We start from the raw sequence: 18,389 nt of genomic DNA, 5'->3' as shown, positions 1-18,389 counted from the left end.
TCCCGCCCGCCCACGGATCAGAACGCGCCGCCGAAGGTGACGAAGAACGTGGTGTTGCTGCCGCCCTGCTGTTCCACCGTGACGTTGGCGCCGCCGGTCACGTCCATCCCGAACAGCTTGCTGCGCACGCCCATGCCCAAGGTGCCGTAGCTGTCGTCGAACGCCACGCCCGGCACCGCGTAGGGGGCCGTGCCCGGCATCGACAGCGACTGCGCCCAGGCCTGCGCCGGTGCGTCCTCGAACTCGCGGTCCCAGGTCATCCGCACGTACGGCTTGATGTGGTCGTTGAGGGCGAAGCTGGCCTGCCAGCCGGCGCTGCCGATCAGCGAATCGACGTCCTGCGGCAGGAAACCCAGCGCGGTCGACTGGGTGCTGTTTTCGGCGTAGCCGTCGACGCTGATCCGCTGCGCCAGCACCGCCACCACCGGGCCGTGCTCCAGCGCGCCGTGCTTGAACGTCCAGCCGGCGCTGGCACCGGCACTCAGGTTGTCACCGTCCGGCGAGCCGCTGTGGATGCGGGTGGCCTGGCCTAGGTTGACCTGGCGGTCGACCTTGTAGCCCAGCTTGGTCCAGCTCAGCTGGCCGTTGACCCATGCGCTGTCGCCGGCCCACCCCAGGAAGCCGCCGACGCTGGCGTCGGTCTGGCGGAAGTCGCCGCGGCGGTAGCCGAAGTCGATGTCCTGCCGGCCGTAGCCGGCGAATGCCCCGTACATCAGGTTGCCGCTGCGCCAGCCGATGCCGAACGAGCCGGTGCCGCCCATGCCGTCGTAGCCGCTGGAGTTGACGAAGCGCTGCTGCTGGCCGCGCAGGTCGGCCCACCAGTGCATGCCGTCGCCCTCGGCTGCGGCCATGCCGGATGCCACGCCATCGACCATCTGCGCGCGCGCGCGGCCGGTGGTGGTGGCCGACTGCGGCAGCAGCGAAATCAGGCGCGGGCCGTCGATGACCGAGATCGCGAAATCCGCCACCGCCTCGTGCGCGGCAGCGGTGGGATGCACGCCGTCGGCGAACAGGTAGCTGTTGGCGCCGCCTGGCGCGGTGGACAGCGGGCTGCAGAACAGCGAGCTGCCGCCCTGCACCGCGGTCGAACAGGCCTTGCCGGTGACGTTGGTCAGGCCAAACGCAGCCGGGCTGGCCACCACTTCCTGCAGGAAGTGGAAGGTATCCAGCGGGATCACGCGCAGGTTGGCCGCGGTGATGCCGGAGAACAGCGCGTTGTTGTAGCTGGTGGTCAGCGCGGTGGCCTGCGCCATGCCCAGCGCCCCACCGGCGCGCGCGTCCGGGGTCAGCCCGAGGTCGGGCAGGTTCGGCACCAGGATGTACTGCGCACCGGCCTGGGTCAGCGCGCCGATCATGCCGATCTGCGCGGTCACCGCGCCACCGATGATGGCGGACGCCTGCGCCGGGTTGGCCTGCACCGCGAACAGGTCGTTGGCGCCGCCCCAGACGGTGTAGAGCGCACCCGGATCGACCGTGTTGCCGGCGGCCAGGTAGGCCTGGTACTGCGCGGTCAGCGACGGCGTGTAACCCAGCCCGCCGACGGCGCTGGTGCCGACGCGCGCACCGCCCACCGCCCAGTTGTCACCGCTGCCGGCTGTCGGGGTGGCGGTGGTGTTGCCGCTCCAGGCCGGGGCGGCGTCGCCACCGTAGTAGCTGGCCAGGTGCTGCGACCAGACATAGCCCGGATTGGTGGTGAACTGGCCGACGACCGCGCCGTTGGGGCCCAGCATCTGGGTCAGCAGCGGGCGGAAGTAGCCGCCGTCGGTGAGGCTGTCACCAAAGAAGATAGTGCGGGTGAACGGCGACGGCGGCACGGTCTGCGCAACGGCAGGCATCGCAACCATGGCAAGGGCGGCGGACAGCAGCGTCCGGCGGAACAGGGTTTTCATCGGCATCCTCGATCTGGACAGGGAATTCGGTTGTGAGGGGCGTGGCAGCCGCGTCATCACGACATACGCCAGCGAATGGCAGGGCATCGTTTCATGAAATCATAACGGCCTCACGCTGCGCTGCGTCACGACACGCCGCAACCGGCGACAATAGCCGTCCGGGCCTGCATGCTTGCGCAGGCCGCGCCAGAGACCGCCGATTTGACCGACCCGTTTTCCAGCAGCGGCGCCAAGGCCCCGCCCAAGCCCTTCACCGCCACCGAAGGCGTGCGCAAGGTGCGCAGCTTCGTGCTGCGCCAGGGCCGCTTCACCGACGCCCAGCAGCGCGCCTTCGACGAACTGTGGCCACGCTTCGGTCTGGACTATGCAGGCGCGGCGCGCGATTTCGACGCCGCATTCGGCCGCAGCACCAGGCGCATCCTCGAAATCGGCTTCGGCAACGGCGAGGCGCTGCGATACTCGGCGCGGCGCGATCCGGCCCGCGACCACATCGGCATCGAAGTACACGCGCCCGGCGTGGGCCGCCTGCTCAATGCGCTGGCCGAAGACGAGGCGAACAACGTGCGCCTGTACCACCATGACGCGGTGGAGGTACTGGAAAACGAGATCGCCGACGGCAGCCTCGACGAGGTGCGCATCTACTTCCCCGATCCCTGGCACAAGAAGCGCCACCACAAGCGCCGGCTGGTGAATCCGGCGTTCGCCGCGCTGTTGGTGCGCAAGCTCGCGCCCGATGGCCGCTTGCACCTCGCCACCGATTGGCAGGAGTATGCGGAGCAGATGTGGGATGTGCTCGATGCCACCGCCGGCTTGGTCAACGCTGCCGGTCCGCGCGGCCATGTGCCGCGGCCCGAGTGGCGGCCGCAAACCCACTTCGAGACGCGCGGGCAGAAGCTTGGGCACGGCGTCTGGGACCTGCTGTACCACCGCTGCTGAGCCGCCGGGCCAACACGTAAGGAAACCGACGACACCTGATGGACACCACCCTCACCCTCACCGGCGACATGCTCTGGGTGCTGGGCCTGGTGGCGTTCACCATGGCGATGTTCCTGTTCGAGCGGATCCGCGCCGACGCCGCCGCGCTGGTGGTGCTGGTGGTGCTGGGGCTGACCGGGCTGGTGGCGCCGGAGGACATCTTCGGCGGCTTTTCCTCGGACGCGGTGATGAACGTCATCGCCACCATGATCCTGGGCGCGGGGCTGGACCGCACCGGCGCGCTCAACCGCCTGGCCAGCTGGCTGCTGCGGCGCGCCCACGGCGTCGAGCAACGGCTGCTGCTGCTGTCCTCGGCGGTGGCCGGGCTCAATTCGGCGTTCATCCAGAACACCTCGGCCACCGCGCTGTACCTGCCGGTGGCCTCGCGGCTGACCGCGCGCACCGGCATCAGTCTGTCGCGGCTGCTGATGCCGATGTCGGCGGCGATCATCATGGGCGGCAGCCTGACCATGGTCGGCAACTCGCCGCTGATCCTGCTCAACGATCTGCTGGTGTCGGCCAACGCCAACATGCCGTCCGGCGCGGCCGCGCTGCAGCCACTGAAGATGTTCGCGCCGCTGCCGATCGGGCTGGCGCTGCTGGCCGGCTCGCTGGCGTATTTCCACTTCTTCGGCAACCGCGTGCTGCGCGAGGATGGCGACGACGCGGTCACCCCCGCGCGCACCCAGAGCTACTTCGCCCGCGCCTACGGCATCGACGGCGACATCCACGAGCTCACCGTCAGCGCCGACAGCCCGCTGGTGGGCATGAGCGTGGGCGACGCCGAAGCGCTGGTCGACATGCCTCTGCTGTTGGCGCTGCAGACCGGCAACGAATCGCGGCTGGCGCCGCCGGCCGACACCCGGATCTGGGTGGGCAGCGTGCTGGGCGTGATGGGCGAGCGCCAGCGCATCGCCGACTTCGCGCAGAAGAACTTCCTGCGCGACTCCGCCCGCCTGCGCGCCTTCGCCGACCTGTTCAACCCCAGTCGCGCCGGCATCTCCGAGGCGGTGGTGCCGCCCACCTCCGGCTTCATCGGCAAGCCGCAGGCGCAGCTGCGCCTGCGCAAGCAGTTCGGCCTGAGCCTGCTGGCGATCAACCGCGACAAGCAGGTGCTGCGCGAGGACGTGCGCAACATCCCGATCCGCGCCGGCGACATGCTGGTGCTGCACAGCATCTGGACCGACCTGGCCGAAGCCGCGCGCAGCCGTGACTTCGTGGTGGTGACCGACTACCCCAAGGGCGAACAGCGCCCGCACAAGTTCAAGATCGCGATGGCGATCTTCGCGGTCACCATGCTGCTGGCCCTGTCCACCCGCATCCCCACCTCCATCGCGCTGATGACCGGCGTGGCCGGGATGCTGGTGACCGGCGTGCTGAAGATGGACGAGGCCTACGCCGCGATCAGCTGGAAGACCGTGTTCCTGATGGCCTGCCTGATCCCGCTGGGCTGGGCGATGGATTCCAGCGGCGCCGCCGCGTGGGTGGCCGGGCACAGCATCGAGCGGCTGCCGGAGGGCATGCCGCCGTGGCTGATCGGGCTGGCGCTGGCGCTGTTCACCACCGCCTTCTCGATGGTGATCAGCCACGTCGGCGCCACCATCGTGCTGGTGCCGCTGGCGATCAACCTGGCGCTGGCGGTGGGCGGCAACCCCACCGCATTCGCGCTGATCGTGGCGCTGTCGGCCTCCAACAACTTCATCACCGCGTCCAATCCGTCGGTGTCGATGATCACCGGCCCGGCCGGCTACACCCCGCGCGACATGTGGCGCGCCGGAGGCCCGCTGACCCTGCTCTACACCTGCATCATCGTGCTGATGGTGAACCTGATCTTCTGAGGCAGGATCAGCCGGCGTCACCCAGCCGCACTTCGCCTTCGGCCACGTGCACCGGCACCGCACGCAGGCAGTCGCCGCGGCAGGGGCCGGCCACGCAGTTGCCCTGTGGCAGTGCGAAGGTCGCGCCGTGCACCGCGCAGACCAGTTCGCCGGCCTTGCTGCGCAGGAACTTGCCGGGCGCGAAGTCCAGCCGGCGCCCGGCGTGCGGGCAGACGTTGCGCCAGGCGCGCACCTCGCCCTGCGGGTCGCGATAGAGGATCAGCGGTTCGTTTTCGCCATCGACCGGCGCATCGCAGGCGTGCAGGCTGTCCGGCGGCAGGGCGTCCAGCGGCGCCAGCGCCACGACCTCATTTAACGAACTGCTCACAACTGCCCCGCCGGTTCTGCCGATACTTCGCCGCATTGTGTCATGACGCTGTCGCGTTCAGGATCTTCACCACGATGTCCAGCTTCCACCGCCGCACCTTCCTGCGTTTCCGCAACCTTGCCTTCAACGCCCCGCGCAGGCCGCGCCATCCGCTGCTGCGCGTCGCCGTGGGCCTGCTCGGCGTCGCCCTGCTGCTGGCTCTGGTGGTGGTGGGCGTGTTCGTCGGGGCGGCGATGCTGGCCGGCGGCCTGCTGTGGCGGCTGTGGGTGCAGCGCGGCGCGCGTGCCGGCGTGCGCCAGCGCGAACGCGCGTTCGAAGGCAGCTACCGGGTGGTCGGCAAGGCGCAGCTGCCGCTGGCCCACTGATGGACTTGGTGACCGCCGCGGCCACGCCGCGCATCGCCGTCACCGCCGCCAACGGTGCGACGCTGGGCACGTTCCCGGTGCGCCGGATCTATTGCGTGGGCCGCAACTTCGCCGACCACGCGCGCGAGATGGGCGCCGCTGTGCCGGCCTCGAAAGCGGAGCGCGGAACGCCGGTGTTCTTCATGAAACCCGCCGATGCCATCGTCACCGATGGCGTGGTGCCCTACCCGCCCGGCACGTCCGACCTGCACCACGAGGTGGAGCTGGTGGTGGCGCTGGGTCTGGATGCGCCCGTCGGGGTGCTGCCGGTGGAGGCCGCCGCCGCGCTGGTGTTCGGCTACGGCGTCGGCCTCGACCTGACCCGCCGCGATCTGCAGGCTGCGGCCAAGGCCAAGGGCCTGCCGTGGGATACCGGCAAAGCCTTCGATCATTCCGCGCCGGTGTCGACGTTGCTGCCAGTGGCCGCGTTCGGGCCGCTGCAGGCGCAGCCGATCTCGCTGGACATCAATGGCGAGCGTCGCCAGCAGTCGCATCTGGACCAGCTGATCTGGGACGTGCCCGAGATCCTGCACGAGCTGTCGAAGCTGTACGCGCTGCGCGCCGGCGACCTGGTGTTCATGGGCACGCCCGCCGGCGTGGCCGCGCTGCAACCGGGCGATCGCTTCGATGCCCGCATCGGCGATGCGCTGCGGCTGCAGGGCCACATCGCGCCTGCGAACGGTTAATCTTCGGCTTCACGCCAGCTGGGAAGGACAACCGATGGGAATGATGACCGAGTTCCGTGAGTTCGCGATGCGTGGCAACGTGATCGACCTTGCCGTGGGCGTGGTGATCGGCGGCGCGTTCGGCAAGATTGTTTCCGCGCTGGTGGACAAGGTGATCATGCCGCCGATCGGGCTGCTGATCGGTGGCGTCGACTTCTCCAAGCTGGTGATCACGCTGAAGGCGGCAACGGTGGATGCCGCCGGCAAGGAAGTGCCGGCGGTGGTGCTGGGCTACGGCGAGTTCATCAACGCGCTGATCCAGTTCGTGATCGTGGCCTTCGCCATCTTCATGGTGGTCAAGGGCATCAACAAGATGCACAAGAAGCCGGAAGCCGCCCCCGACGCGCCGGCCGCACCTGCGGAAGAAGTCCTGCTGCTGCGCGAGATCCGCGATTCGCTGCGGAAGTGACACTTCCGGCACGGTCGCAGTGCAAGCCCCGGGCCTAGACTCGGGGCTTTCCGTTTGTGGAGCCCGTCGATGCGCATCACCCTGCTTGCCGCCACCCTTGCCCTGCTGGTCGCCAACCCGCTGCAGGCGGCGCAACCCACCCGCATCGATGCCAAGGCGCTCACCCAGGCCGCCAACCTGCGCGATGCGGTGCTGAAGGACGCCACCGCCTGGCAGGTCACCGAGTCGCTGACCACCGAGGTGGGTCCGCGCCTGGCCGGCAGCGAAGCCGACGCGCGCGCGGTGGAATGGGCCAAGGCGAAGTTCAAGGCGCTGGGCTACGACAGGGTGTGGACCGAGCCGGTCACCTTCCCGAAATGGGTGCGCCGCGGCGAAGCCGCGCAGGTATTGGGCGCGCACGCGCAACCGCTGCGGGTGGCGGCGCTGGGCGGCAGCGCCGGCGGCACGGTGGAAGCCGAAGTAGTGCGCTTTGCCGATCTGGCCGCGCTGGAAGCCGCACCGGACGGTTCTCTGGCGGGCAAGATCGCCTTCGTCGACTACCAGATGCAGCGGCGACAGGACGGCGGCGATTACCGCACCGGCGGCGGCATCCGCGGGCGCGGGCCGTCCGTGGCGATCCGCAAGGGCGCGGCCGGCTTTTTGATGCGTTCAGCCGGCACCGACACCTCGCGCGCGCCGCATACCGGCAATACCCGCTACGAAAAGGGCCTGCAGCCGATCCCCGCCGCCGCCCTGTCCACCATCGACGCCGCCCAGCTGGCGCGGCTGCTGGCGCTGGGCCAGGTGCGCGTGAAGCTTGCGCTGGACTGCGGCTGGGACGGCGAATACACCTCTCAGAATGTCATCGGCGAGATCACCGGCAGCAAGCGCCCGCGCGAAGTCGTGCTGATCGGCGGCCACCTGGATTCCTGGGACTACGGCACCGGCGCGATCGACGATGCCGCCGGCATCGGCATCACCATGGCGGTGGGCGCACTGCTCAAGCCGATGCGGCCGGCGCGCACGATCCGCGTGGTCGCCTTCGCCAACGAGGAACAGGGGCTGTGGGGCGGGCGCGCCTACGCCGACAGGCACGCCGCCGACGTCGCCAACCACGTGGTCGCGATGGAAAGTGATTTCGGCGCGGGGCGCATCTACGGCTTCGATGCCAGCGCGCGCGACCTGCAGCCGGCGGCGCTGGCGCAGATCCAGCAGGTGCTGGCGCCGCTGGGCATCGAATGGATGCCGGGCAAGGGCGATCCGGAGTCCGACATCGGCCCGATGACCCAGCGCGGCATGGCCTGGGCCTGGCTGGGCCACGACGGCAGCGGCTACTTCGACCTGCACCACAACGCCGAGGACACCCTCGACAAGATCGACCCCAAGGACCTGGCGCAGAACACCGCGGCCTATGCGGTATTCACCTGGCTGGCGGCGCAGGCGGAGGGCGGGTTCGGTAGTGCGCCGCCAGCGGCGGGCAGCGGCGACTGATACCCCGCGCCACCAACGAAAGAAGGCGGCCATTGGCCGCCTTCTTCGTGACGCCTTCCAGAAATCGCTTAGGCCAGCAGCGGGTTCGGCCGCTCGGTGTCCAGCTTGTAGAGCTTGAGCGCGCGCGCCACGTCCTTGGCAGTGAGCTTGCCTTCGGCGGCCAGCGCGGCAACCGCGGCATGGGCGACGTGGAAGCGGTCCACCTCGAAGTGGCGGCGCAGGTTCTCGCGGGTATCGCTGCGGCCGTAGCCATCGGTGCCCAGCACGCTGTAGCGCATCGGCACGTACTCGCGGATCTGGTTGGCGAACGTGCGCACGTAATCGGTGGCGGCAATGGCCGGGCCCTGTCGGCCTTCCAGCAACTGCGTCACCCACGCCTTGCGCGGCGCCTTGGCTTCCGGATGGAAGCGGTTCCAGCGCTCCACGTCGACACCATCGCGGGCCAGCTCGGTGAAGCTGGGGCAGGACCACAGATCGGCCTTGATGCCGAAGTCCTTGTCCAGCAGCTCGGCCGCGGCGATCACTTCGCGCAGGATGGTGCCGCTGCCCAGCAGCTGCACGCGCAGGTCGGTCTTCTTGCCCTTGCCGGCGTCGCGCAGCAGGTACATGCCCTTGATGATCCCTTCCTCGCTGCCCTGCGGCATCTCCGGATGGCTGTAGTTCTCGTTCATCAGGGTGATGTAGAAGTACTCGTCGTGCTGCTCGGCCAGCATCCGCTGCATGCCGTACTGCACCAGCGTCACCACTTCGTAGGCGAAGGTGGGGTCATAGCTGCGCACGTTCGGGATCAGCGAACTCTGCACGTGCGAATGGCCATCCTCGTGCTGCAGGCCCTCGCCGTTGAGGGTGGTGCGGCCGGCGGTGCCGCCCAGCACGAAGCCGCGCGCGCGCATGTCGCCGGCCTGCCAGGCGAAGTCGCCCACGCGCTGGAAGCCGAACATCGAGTAGTAGATGTAGAACGGCAGCATCTGCAGGTCGCTGCTGCTGTAGGCGGTGGCCAGCGCCATCCAGCTGGCGAACGCGCCGGCCTCGGTGATGCCCTCCTCCAGCACCTGCCCGGCCGCGTCCTCGCGGTAGAACATCAGCTGGTCGGCGTCCACCGGCTTGTACTTCTGGCCCTGCGGGGCATAGATGCCGAGCTGGCGGAACAGCCCTTCCATGCCGAAGGTGCGGGCTTCGTCGGCCACGATCGGCACGCAGCGCGGGCCGACCTGCTTGTCGCGCAGGATGATGTTGAACATCTGCACGAACGCCATGGTGGTGCTGATCTCGCGCTCGCCGGTGGACTTGAGCAGGCGCTCGAAGGTCGCCAGCGGCGGCACTTCCAGCGCCTGGCTGGCCTTGCGCCGGCGCTGCGGCAGATGCCCACCGAGGGCGGCGCGGCGATCGCGCATGTACTCCATTTCCGGCGACTTCTCGTCCGGGCGGTAGAACGGCACTTCGCCGTCGCGCAGCGCATCGTCGCTGATCGGCAGCTGGAAGCGGTCGCGGAACGCGCGCACCGCGTCGTTGTCCAGCTTCTTGGTCTGGTGGGTGGGATTGAGCGCCTCGCCCGCGCTGCCCATGCCGTAGCCCTTGACCGTCTTGGCCAGGATCACGGTGGGCTGGCCGGTGGTCTTCACCGCCGCGTCGTAGGCCGCGTACACCTTGTGCGGGTCGTGGCCGCCGCGGTTGAGGCGCCAGATGTCGTCGTCGCTCAGGCTGGACACCATCGCCAGCGTTTCCGGGGATTTGCCGAAGAAATGCTCGCGGGTGTAAGCGCCGCCGAAAGCCTTGCAGTTCTGGTACTCGCCGTCGACGGTCTCCATCATGATCTTGCGCAGGACGCCGTTGGTGTCCTTGGCCAGCAGCGGGTCCCAGTAGCTGCCCCAGATGGTCTTGATGACGTTCCAGCCGGCGCCGCGGAACTGGCCTTCCAGCTCCTGGATGATCTTGCCGTTGCCGCGCACCGGGCCGTCCAGGCGCTGCAGGTTGCAGTTGATGACGAACACCAGGTTGTCCAGCCCTTCGCGGCCGGCAACGCCAATGGCGCCCAGCGATTCCGGCTCGTCGGTTTCGCCGTCGCCGAGGAAGCACCACACCTTGCGGTCGGTCTTCGGCATCAGCCCGCGCGCTTCCAGGTACTTCCAGCTGCGCGCCTGGTAGATCGCGGCCAGCGGGCCCAGGCCCATGCTGACGGTGGGGGTCTGCCAGAAATCCGGCATCAGCCACGGGTGCGGATAGCTGGAAATACCGCGGCCGTCCACTTCCATGCGGAAGCTGTCCAGCTGCGATTCGCTGAACCGGCCTTCCATGAACGCGCGGGCATAGATGCCCGGCGAGCTGTGGCCCTGGATGTAGAGCAGATCGCCCGGGTGCTGGTCGGACGGCGCGCGCCAGAAGTGGTTGAAGCCGACGTCGTACAGCGTGGCCGAGCTGGCGAAGCTGGCGATGTGGCCGCCCAGCGAACCCGGCTTGCGGTTGGCGCGCACCACCATGGCCATCGCGTTCCAGCGGATCATCGAGCGGATCCGCCATTCCAGGTGCGCGTCGCCCGGCATCCGCGGCTCCATGTGCGCGGGGATGGTGTTGATGTAGGCGGTGGTCGGCGCGAACGGCAGGTGGGTGCCGGCGCGGCGGGTCATTTCGACCATGCTCTCCAGCAGCTGGTGCGCGCGCTGCGGGCCGTCATGGTCGATGACCGCCTTCAGCGACTCGATCCACTCGCGGGATTCCTGCGGATCGGGATCGTTCTGCAGCATTTCGTTGAGCCAGTTCATCGCGCGCGCTCCATCGGCCGGACAGTGTCGAAAGGCCGAGTCTAGCAAGCGCCGGGCGCCGGCGGATGCTGCAACGCAACTCAAATTTGTTTTTACCCGGATTTTTCAAATCGAGAAGTGCCGCATCGATCAGGCATCGATGCAACCCGCCACGCAGCTCGCTGGCAGCGGCGCAATGCACGCGCAGACCAACGCCCCGGTGCGGTGCACCGGGGCTCGAATGCAGGCGTGGAACGCGGCTGGACGCCGCGCGGTTCAGCCGTTGCGGGCGCGCAGCTCGGCGCGGATCTGCGCGTCCACCGCCGCGATGGCGGTCATGTTGACCACCCGCCGCGACGACGACGCCGGGGTCAGGATGTGCGCCGGCCGGTCCAGGCCCATCAGGATCGGCCCGATGGCGACGCCGTCGGTGGCCACCCGGATCAGGTTGTAGGCGATGTTGGCGGCGTCCAGATTCGGCATCACCAGCAGGTTGGCCCGGCCCTTCAGCGTGGTGTTGGGGAACATGCGCAGGCGCAGCGCCTCGTCCCAGGCGGTGTCGGCCATCATCTCGCCATCCACCTCCAGCTTCGGCGCGCGCCGGCGGATGATCTCGAACGCCTGCCGCATCTTGCCGGCGCTGCCGTCGAGGTGGCTGCCGTAGTTGGAATGCGACAGCAGCGCCACCTTCGGCTCGATCCCGAACAGCTTGAGGCGGTAGCTGGCCTGCAGCGTGGCCTCGGCGATCTGCTCGGCGGACGGGTCCAGCTGCACGTGGGTGTCGACGAAGAACCACGCGCCCTTGTCGTTGATGACCCCGGTCATCGCCGCGGTGCCGGTGACCCCGGGCTCGAAGTCGAACACGCTGCGCAGGTAGCCCAGCTTCTTGTGGTAGCGGCCGACCAGGCCGCAGATCAGCGCGTCGGCTTCGCCGCGCTCGACCATCAGCGAGGCGATCAGGGTGGGCCGCGAGCGCAGCAGGTTCTTGGCCGCGTCCGGGGTCACGCCACGGCGCTCGGTCAGCGCGTGGTACTGCTTCCAGTAATCGTCGAAGCGCGGATCGTCGTTGATGTTGGTGAGCTCGAAATCCACCCCGGCGCGCATCCGCAGGCCCAGTTTTTCGATCCGGCTTTCGATCACCTCCGGGCGGCCGATCAGCACCGGGAAGGCCAGGCCTTCGTCGATCACCGTCTGCACCGCACGCAGCACCACGAATTCCTCGCCTTCGGCGTAGACCACGCGCTTGCGGTCGGCGCGCGCGCGCTCATACACCGGCTTCATCATCAGGCTGGTGCGGTGGATGAACTGGCTGAGCTTCTCGCGGTAGGCACAGACATCCTCGAGCGGGCGCATCGCCACGCCGGACTCCATCGCCGCCTGCGCCACCGCGGGTGCCAGCATGGTCAGCAGGCGCGGGTCGAACGGGCGCGGGATGAGGTATTCGCGGCCGAAGGTCGGCACTTCGCCACCGTAGGCCGCACCTAGATCGGAGGCTTCCTGGCGCGCCAGCGCGGCGATCGCGCGCACGCAGGCCAGCTTCATCGCCTCGTTGATCTGGGTGGCGCCCACGTCCAGCGCGCCGCGGAAGATGTACGGGAAGCAGACAGCGTTGTTGACCTGGTTCGGGTAGTCCGAGCGGCCGGTGGCGATGATCGCGTCCGGGCGCACCGCCTTGGCGGCTTCCGGCAGGATCTCCGGGTACGGGTTGGCCAGCGCCAGGATCACCGGATTGGGCGCCATCGTCGCCACCATCTCGGCCTTGAGGATGCCGCCGGCGGACAGGCCGAGGAACACGTCTGCGCCTTCGACGATTTCAGCCAGCGTGCGCTTGTCGGTGTCGCGCGCGTAGCGGGCCTTGTCGGGGTCGAGGTGGGGACGGCCGCTGTGGATCACGCCGTCGCGGTCGAAGGCCAGGATGTTCTCCGGCTTCACCCCCAGCGCCACCAGCATGTCCAGGCAGGCGATGCCGGCGGCGCCGGCGCCGGTGGTGGCCAGCTTCACGTCCGCGATGTCCTTGCCCGCCACTTCCAGCGCGTTCAGCACCGCGGCGCCGACGATGATCGCGGTGCCGTGCTGGTCGTCGTGGAATACCGGGATCTTCATCCGCTCGCGCAGCTTGCGCTCGACGATGAAGCACTCCGGCGCCTTGATGTCCTCGAGATTGATGCCGCCGAAGGTCGGCTCCAGGCTGGCGATGATGTCGACCAGCTTGTCCGGATCGCGCTCGTCGATTTCGAGGTCGAACACGTCGATGCCGGCGAACTTCTGGAACAGGATGCCCTTGCCTTCCATGACGGGTTTGCCGGCTAACGGGCCGATGTCGCCCAGGCCCAGCACCGCGGTGCCGTTGGAAATCACCGCCACCAGGTTGCCGCGCGCGGTGTACTCGCTGGCCTTGGCGGGGTCGGCGGCGATCTCCTCGCAGGCATACGCCACGCCCGGCGAATAGGCCAGCGCCAGGTCGCGCTGGGTCACCATCGGCTTGGTCGCGGTGACCCGGATCTTGCCCTTCGGTTCCTGCCGGTGATAGTCGAGAGCAGCCTGTTTCAGATCGTCGCTGGCGGGGGTGTCGGACATCGAAGCGCATTCCATGGTGCGGATAGGGGATGATAACGGCTTCATGCCGGCCGGTTCCGCCACCGGCACCGCCGGAGACTCCGCAACATGCTGCAACTCGATGCCGTGCAGACGCTGGCGCTGGCCGGCCTTGCCCTGTTCCTTGGCTACGGCTTGTGCCGGGTGATCCCGGTGCTGGGCCGCTACAACCTGCCGCCACCGGTGATCGGCGGGCTGGTGTTCGCGCTGGCCGCATGGATCGCGCACGCGCGCGGCGCGAGCCTGTTCGTGCTCGACACCGGCCTGCAAAGCCCGCTCATGATCGCGTTCTTCACCACCATCGGCTTCAACGCCAGCGTCTGGCTGCTGCGGATCAGCGGCCGCCAGGTGATGCTGTTCCTGCTACTGGCGACCGTGTTCGCGGTGCTGCAGAACCTGCTGGGCATGGCAGTGGCGACCGGCTTCGGCCTGCATCCGCTGTTCGGCGTGCTGGCCGGTTCCACCACCCTGACCGGCGGCCCCGCCACCGGGCTGGCATTCGCGCCGCTGTTCGAACGCGCCGGCGTGGCCGGAGCGGAATCGATCGCGGTGGCTTCGGCGATGGCGGGCATCGTCTGCGGCGGGCTGATCGGCGGGCCGGTGGCGACGCTGCTGATCCGCCGCTTCGGGCTGACCTCGATCCGTCCCGACGACCACCGCGCGCCGGCCGATTCGGCCGTGCTGCCGGCCGCCAGCGAGGCAGAGCGCGAATACAGCGCGCTCAAGAGCATCGTGGTGATCCTGGTGGCGATGTGGCTGGGTGCGTGGGTGAGCAAGGCGATTTCCGCCACCGGCATCACCCTGCCGGCCTACGTCGGCGCGATGCTGGTCGGCGCGCTGGTGCGCAACCTCGACGACCGCACCCGCCTGATCGGGCTGTCGGTGCCGACCACCGAGCTGATCGGCAACGTCTGCCTGTCGCTGTTCCTGGCGGTGGCGCTGATGAACCTGAAGCTGTGGGAGCTGGCCGGGCTGGCGCTGCCGCTGCTGGTCAACCTGGGCCTGCAGGCGCTGCTGGTGGTCGCGTTCTGCGCGCTGGTGTTCCGCGCGATGGGCCGCGACTACGACGCCGCGGTGATGGGCGGCGGCTTCATCGGCTTCATGCTGGGCACCACCGCCAACGCGATGGCGGTGATGCGCACGCTGGTGGAGCGCTACGGCGCCGCGCCGCGGGCGTTCCTGGTGGCGCCGCTGGTGGGCGCGTTCTTCATCGACTTCACCAACGCGCTGATCATCACCGGCTTCATCAATCTGTGGCCGCACTGATGCCCGCAGGTGGCGATGCCGACGTCGCCGTGATCGGCGCCGGCGTGGTCGGCCTGGGCACCGCCTGGGCGCTGGCCCGCCGCGGCGTGCGGGTATTGTTGCTGGAGCGCGCCAACGGCCCTGCGCTGGGCGCCTCGTTCGCCAACGGTGCCCAGCTCAGCTACGCCTATACCGACGCCATGGCCGGCCCGGCGCTGTGGAAGCAGCTGCCCGGCATGCTGGCCGGCGGCGACGCCGCCTTCCGCGTGCGCGCCTCGCTGGACCCGCATTTCTGGGCCTGGGGCTTGGCCCTCCTGCGCAACGCCACCGCCGCGCGCCTGCAGCGCAACACGCTGGCGACACTGGCGCTGGCGCTGGAATCGAAGGCGGCAATGGACGCATTGCTGGCACGCCACCCGATCGACTTCCAGCACCGCGTGGCCGGCAAGCTGCACGTGTATTACGACGCCAGCGCGCTGCCGAAGGCGCGGGCGATGATCGACACCAAGCGGTCGTTCGGGGTGCGCCAGCAGCTGCTCTCGCCCGCCGAGGCGATCGCCGCCGAACCGGCGCTGGCGGACGCACGCGGCATGGTCGGCGCGGTGCATTCGCCGGACGAGGAAGCCGGCGATCCGTGGCGGTTCTGCAGCGGCCTGCTGCAGATCCTGCAGGCGCAGTACGGCATGCAGGCACGCTTCGGCTTCGACCTGCAGCGCGCGCAGCGCGAGGGCGCGCACTGGCGCCTGCACGCGGCCAGTGGCGACAGCGTGCGGGTCGGCAAAGTCGCGGTCTGCGCCGGCATCGACAGCCACGCGCTGCTGCGGACGCTGGGCCTGGCCTCGCCGCTGATGGCGATCAAGGGCTATTCGTTCACCGCCCCCTGCGGCACCCACGCACCGACGGCCAGCATCACCGACACCGCGCGCAAGCTGGTGTTCTGCCGGCTGGGCGAGCGCATCCGGGTGGCGGGACTGGCGGATCTCAACCACTGGGATCCGAAGCCCGACCCGGCGCGCATGCAGCAGCTCATCGCGCTGGCCCGCGCCTCGCTGCCGGAGGCCGCCGATTACGACCGCATCGAAAGCCGCTGGGCCGGCCTGCGCCCGGCCACACCTCCATCCAGCCCGGTCATCCGCCAGCCACGCGACGGCCTGGTGCTGAACATCGGCCACGGCATGCTCGGCTGGACCCTGGCGATGGGCAGTGGCGAGCGCGCCGCGGACCTGCTGCTGGACGCAGCCTAGAGATCGGTCACGCTTTCCGCCGACACCACCTGTTCCAGCCGGATCCGGTTGGCGAACAGCGAAAACGCCAGCGTCCCGGCCAGCCCGTTGGCGCGCGCCACCCACGGCGGCAGCCAGCGCGGCTCGCGCAGGTCGCCGCTTTCGAACAGCGGCTCGAAGCGCTGCACGTCGGCCAGTGTCATCTTGCCGGCGAACAGCAGCCGGCACAGCCGCAGCTTGCGGTGCTTGAGGGCCCAGCGGAAGAAGGTGTGCACGCCCAGCAGGCCGCGCAGGTACACGGTGTCCTTGGTGAACGCGGCGCCGCCGCTGGTGGGCACGCCGCGGTACACGCGCTGCGCCGAGGTGAAGCTCTCCACTTCGGTTTGGCCGGACTCGAGGAAGTAGCGGAACACCTGCAGGAAATCCGCGCCCTCCAGCGCCATCGCCACTGCCTCGATGCGCAGGCTGACCCGCTTCATCCGCTCGATGTCGATGCTGCCGGTGATCTGCTCGGCGAACACCGCCAAGCCCTCCTGGGTGGCGGTGACCCGCGGAGAGGACAGCGCCAGGCTCGGCAGGGTCTCCTGCTGGCGGCCGTTGAGCGCGGTCAGCGAATGCACGAACGCCTCGTGCTGCAGCAGCTGCTGCAGGTCGTAGTCGGAGAACGCCGCGCCCGAGCGCAGGCGGATGCGGGTGGCGCCGGCGGCGGCCTTGGCGATCAGGTCGGGGTCGAGCTCGACGCCGATGACGCGGCTGTCGAAAAAATCGTCCAGCGCCGCCTGTAGCCGCAGCGCCAGCGCGGTGGCGGAAATCTGCACCTGTTCTGCGGGCGCGATCAGCTCGCGGTCGAAATCATCCGCCACGCGCAGGAAATGGTTGGCCGCCTCGCGGGTGGTGATGCCGCCCGGCAGCGCCTGATCCGGAGTGCCGAACAGCGCGATCGACAGGTCGGTCACCTGCCTGCTGCCGAGATGCTCCAGCAGCTCGGCGGCCAGCACCCAGCCCTGCGCGGATTCGACCAGATACTGGCCAAGCGGATGCGCGGGATCGGCGGCCGCGGCGACCGCGGCCAGCTCGCGGCGCGCCTCGGAGAAATCGTGCTTCGGATACTGGTAGTCCGGCAGCCGGGGATTGCCGCGCGCCCAGCCGGCAAGGAAGGCCTGCTGTTCGCTGGCCGGCCAGCTAGCCAGGCTGAGCAGCCGGATCGGCTTGGCCGCGCGCGCCATCCGCGCGTCGAGCGCAGCGTGATGGGCGATGGCGTCAGTGCCGGCCATGCCTCTCGTCCGGCCGCCGATATTGCGCCTTGGCCTTGCCCGGCACCTTGGCATCGGCCTTCTGCGCCAGCCGGGTGGCGAGCCGGTTGGCCGCACCCGCCACCTCGTCCGACAGCTTGAGGAAGTTGGCGACGCGATGAACGTCCAGCTCACCGCTTTCCACCGCCGCGCGCACCGCGCAACCCGGCTCCTGCGCATGCTTGCAGTCGCGGAAGCGGCACTGCTCCGCCAGCGCCTCGACGTCGGCGAAGCTTTCCGCAACGTCTTCTTCGCCGGTGGGCTTGAGCTCGCGCATGCCCGGGGTATCAATCAGGCAAGCACCCTCGGGCAGCGCCAGCAGCGCTCGGTGGGTGGTGGTGTGGCGGCCACGGGCGTCGCTTTCGCGCACCGCGCCGGTCTTCATCTTCTCGCTGCCAAGCAGGGTGTTGCTCAGGGTCGACTTGCCCGCGCCTGAGCTGCCCACCAGCACCACGCTGCAACCCGCGCCCAGCCACGGCGCCAGCGCAGCGGCGGCGGCAGGGTCTCTGGCGTTCAGCGCCAGCACCGGCACCCCCAGCGCGCGCAGTGCCTGCAATGCGGCCTCGACGTCGGCGTCGTCCCTGTCGGACTTGGTCAGCACGACCACCGGCTGCACGCCGCTGCCGGCCACCAGCAGCAGGTAGCGCTCGATCCGGCGCGGGTTGAAATCCGCATCCAGCCCGCAGACCACGAACACCGTATCGATGTTGGCGGCGATCACCTGCTGGCGGTAGTGCTCGCCGGCGGCACCGCGCTTGATCGCGGAAAAACGCGGCAGCAGCGCGACGATCCGCAGCGATTTCGGCGCCTCGCCTTCCACCAGCACCCAATCGCCCACCGCGGGGCGCGCCTCGGGATTGATCTCGCCCTTGCGGTAGCTGCCGGCGCGCTGCCACTCCGGCAGCGATTCGGCCGGGTCGACCTGGTCGATGGCTTCGGCCACGCGGTAGCCGCTGCGGTGCTGCTCGACGATCCGCGCCGGCCGCGCGGCCGGATGCGCCGCCAGCAGCGCCGCCCAGCCGGGCTCCAGCGCCTGCGGCGGCCAGCGCCAGCCAATGGCGAAGAGCGCGGTGGGCGCGGCGGGCAGGCTCATGCAGGGCAGCTTTCAGTCATGCGGCGGATTCTAGCCCTGCCGGGAGGCGGCCATGCGGTGCGCCGCCCGGCCGGGCAAGCCGTGGCGGCGCGCCATTTTCCGCTAGGCTTTGCTTCCCCCCACCCT

General features: G+C 69.4%; 14 protein-coding genes. 8 read left to right on the top strand and 6 right to left on the bottom strand.

The window, feature by feature from the left end; all coding sequences use genetic code 11:
- Positions 1-17: 17 nt before the first annotated feature.
- Positions 18-1,862, bottom strand: a complete 1,845-nt coding sequence (locus G582_RS0113675) for an autotransporter domain-containing protein (protein ID WP_028840293.1) — start codon at positions 1,860-1,862, stop codon at positions 18-20.
- A gap of 228 nt (positions 1,863-2,090) precedes the next feature.
- Here G582_RS0113675 and trmB point away from each other — a divergent pair, with 228 nt between their 5' ends.
- Positions 2,091-2,825, top strand: coding sequence for a tRNA (guanosine(46)-N7)-methyltransferase TrmB (gene trmB / locus G582_RS0113670; protein WP_028840292.1), 735 nt, complete (start codon positions 2,091-2,093; stop codon positions 2,823-2,825).
- A gap of 38 nt (positions 2,826-2,863) precedes the next feature.
- The gene (locus G582_RS0113665; RefSeq protein WP_028840291.1) at positions 2,864-4,702 is read left to right on the top strand and encodes an SLC13 family permease; all 1,839 of its coding nucleotides are present in this window, start codon (positions 2,864-2,866) and stop codon (positions 4,700-4,702) included.
- 7 nt (positions 4,703-4,709) lie between these two features.
- On the opposite strand, the gene G582_RS0113660 is transcribed toward G582_RS0113665, so the two are convergent.
- Positions 4,710-5,069, bottom strand: coding sequence for a Rieske (2Fe-2S) protein (locus tag G582_RS0113660; protein WP_028840290.1), 360 nt, complete (start codon positions 5,067-5,069; stop codon positions 4,710-4,712).
- 74 nt (positions 5,070-5,143) lie between these two features.
- Here G582_RS0113660 and G582_RS0113655 point away from each other — a divergent pair, with 74 nt between their 5' ends.
- The 4 genes from G582_RS0113655 to G582_RS0113640 all read left to right on the top strand — a co-directional run bounded on the left by G582_RS0113655 (position 5,144) and on the right by G582_RS0113640 (position 8,077).
- Entirely contained in the window at positions 5,144-5,434 is a 291-nt protein-coding gene (locus G582_RS0113655) for a hypothetical protein (protein WP_038054351.1), read from the top strand.
- On the top strand, positions 5,434-6,159 hold the full coding sequence (locus tag G582_RS0113650; RefSeq protein WP_083961229.1) for a fumarylacetoacetate hydrolase family protein: 726 nt from the start codon (positions 5,434-5,436) through the stop codon (positions 6,157-6,159). Before G582_RS0113655 ends, G582_RS0113650 begins: the two co-directional genes overlap by 1 nt.
- 34 nt (positions 6,160-6,193) lie before the next feature.
- Complete coding sequence (mscL, locus tag G582_RS0113645; RefSeq protein WP_028840287.1) at positions 6,194-6,607, top strand: large-conductance mechanosensitive channel protein MscL; 414 nt, start codon at positions 6,194-6,196, stop codon at positions 6,605-6,607.
- 69 nt (positions 6,608-6,676) lie between these two features.
- The gene (locus G582_RS0113640) at positions 6,677-8,077 is read left to right on the top strand and encodes a M28 family peptidase (protein ID WP_028840286.1); all 1,401 of its coding nucleotides are present in this window, start codon (positions 6,677-6,679) and stop codon (positions 8,075-8,077) included.
- 68 nt (positions 8,078-8,145) lie between these two features.
- On the opposite strand, the gene aceE is transcribed toward G582_RS0113640, so the two are convergent.
- Both aceE and G582_RS0113630 read right to left on the bottom strand, forming a co-directional pair.
- Positions 8,146-10,836 (bottom strand): pyruvate dehydrogenase (acetyl-transferring), homodimeric type, encoded by a 2,691-nt coding sequence (gene aceE / locus G582_RS0113635; protein ID WP_028840285.1) that lies wholly within the window; start codon positions 10,834-10,836, stop codon positions 8,146-8,148.
- 255 nt (positions 10,837-11,091) lie between these two features.
- Positions 11,092-13,392 carry an NADP-dependent malic enzyme gene (locus tag G582_RS0113630; RefSeq protein ID WP_028840284.1) on the bottom strand — a complete coding sequence of 767 codons (2,301 nt, stop codon included), beginning with the start codon at positions 13,390-13,392 and terminating at the stop codon, positions 11,092-11,094.
- 87 nt (positions 13,393-13,479) lie between these two features.
- Here G582_RS0113630 and gltS point away from each other — a divergent pair, with 87 nt between their 5' ends.
- Positions 13,480-14,676: a sodium/glutamate symporter gene (gene gltS / locus G582_RS0113625; RefSeq protein ID WP_051247289.1), complete on the top strand. Its 1,197-nt coding sequence runs from the start codon at positions 13,480-13,482 to the stop codon at positions 14,674-14,676.
- Positions 14,664-15,899 carry an FAD-dependent oxidoreductase gene (locus G582_RS0113620; RefSeq protein ID WP_211219386.1) on the top strand — a complete coding sequence of 412 codons (1,236 nt, stop codon included), beginning with the start codon at positions 14,664-14,666 and terminating at the stop codon, positions 15,897-15,899. The genes gltS and G582_RS0113620 overlap by 13 nt, the downstream gene beginning before the upstream one ends.
- Here G582_RS0113620 and G582_RS0113615 read toward each other — a convergent pair.
- Positions 15,896-17,152 carry a flavohemoglobin expression-modulating QEGLA motif protein gene (locus tag G582_RS0113615; protein ID WP_028840281.1) on the bottom strand — a complete coding sequence of 419 codons (1,257 nt, stop codon included), beginning with the start codon at positions 17,150-17,152 and terminating at the stop codon, positions 15,896-15,898. The genes G582_RS0113620 and G582_RS0113615 overlap by 4 nt on opposite strands.
- A complete protein-coding gene (gene rsgA / locus G582_RS0113610; protein ID WP_028840280.1) occupies positions 17,139-18,263 on the bottom strand; it encodes a ribosome small subunit-dependent GTPase A in 1,125 nt (374 codons plus the stop codon). The genes G582_RS0113615 and rsgA overlap by 14 nt, the downstream gene beginning before the upstream one ends.
- Positions 18,264-18,389: the final 126 nt, after the last annotated feature.

Source organism: Thermomonas fusca DSM 15424 (assembly GCF_000423885.1).
Lineage (GTDB): Bacteria > Pseudomonadota > Gammaproteobacteria > Xanthomonadales > Xanthomonadaceae > Thermomonas > Thermomonas fusca.
This window is presented reverse-complemented; position numbering and strand designations above follow the sequence as displayed.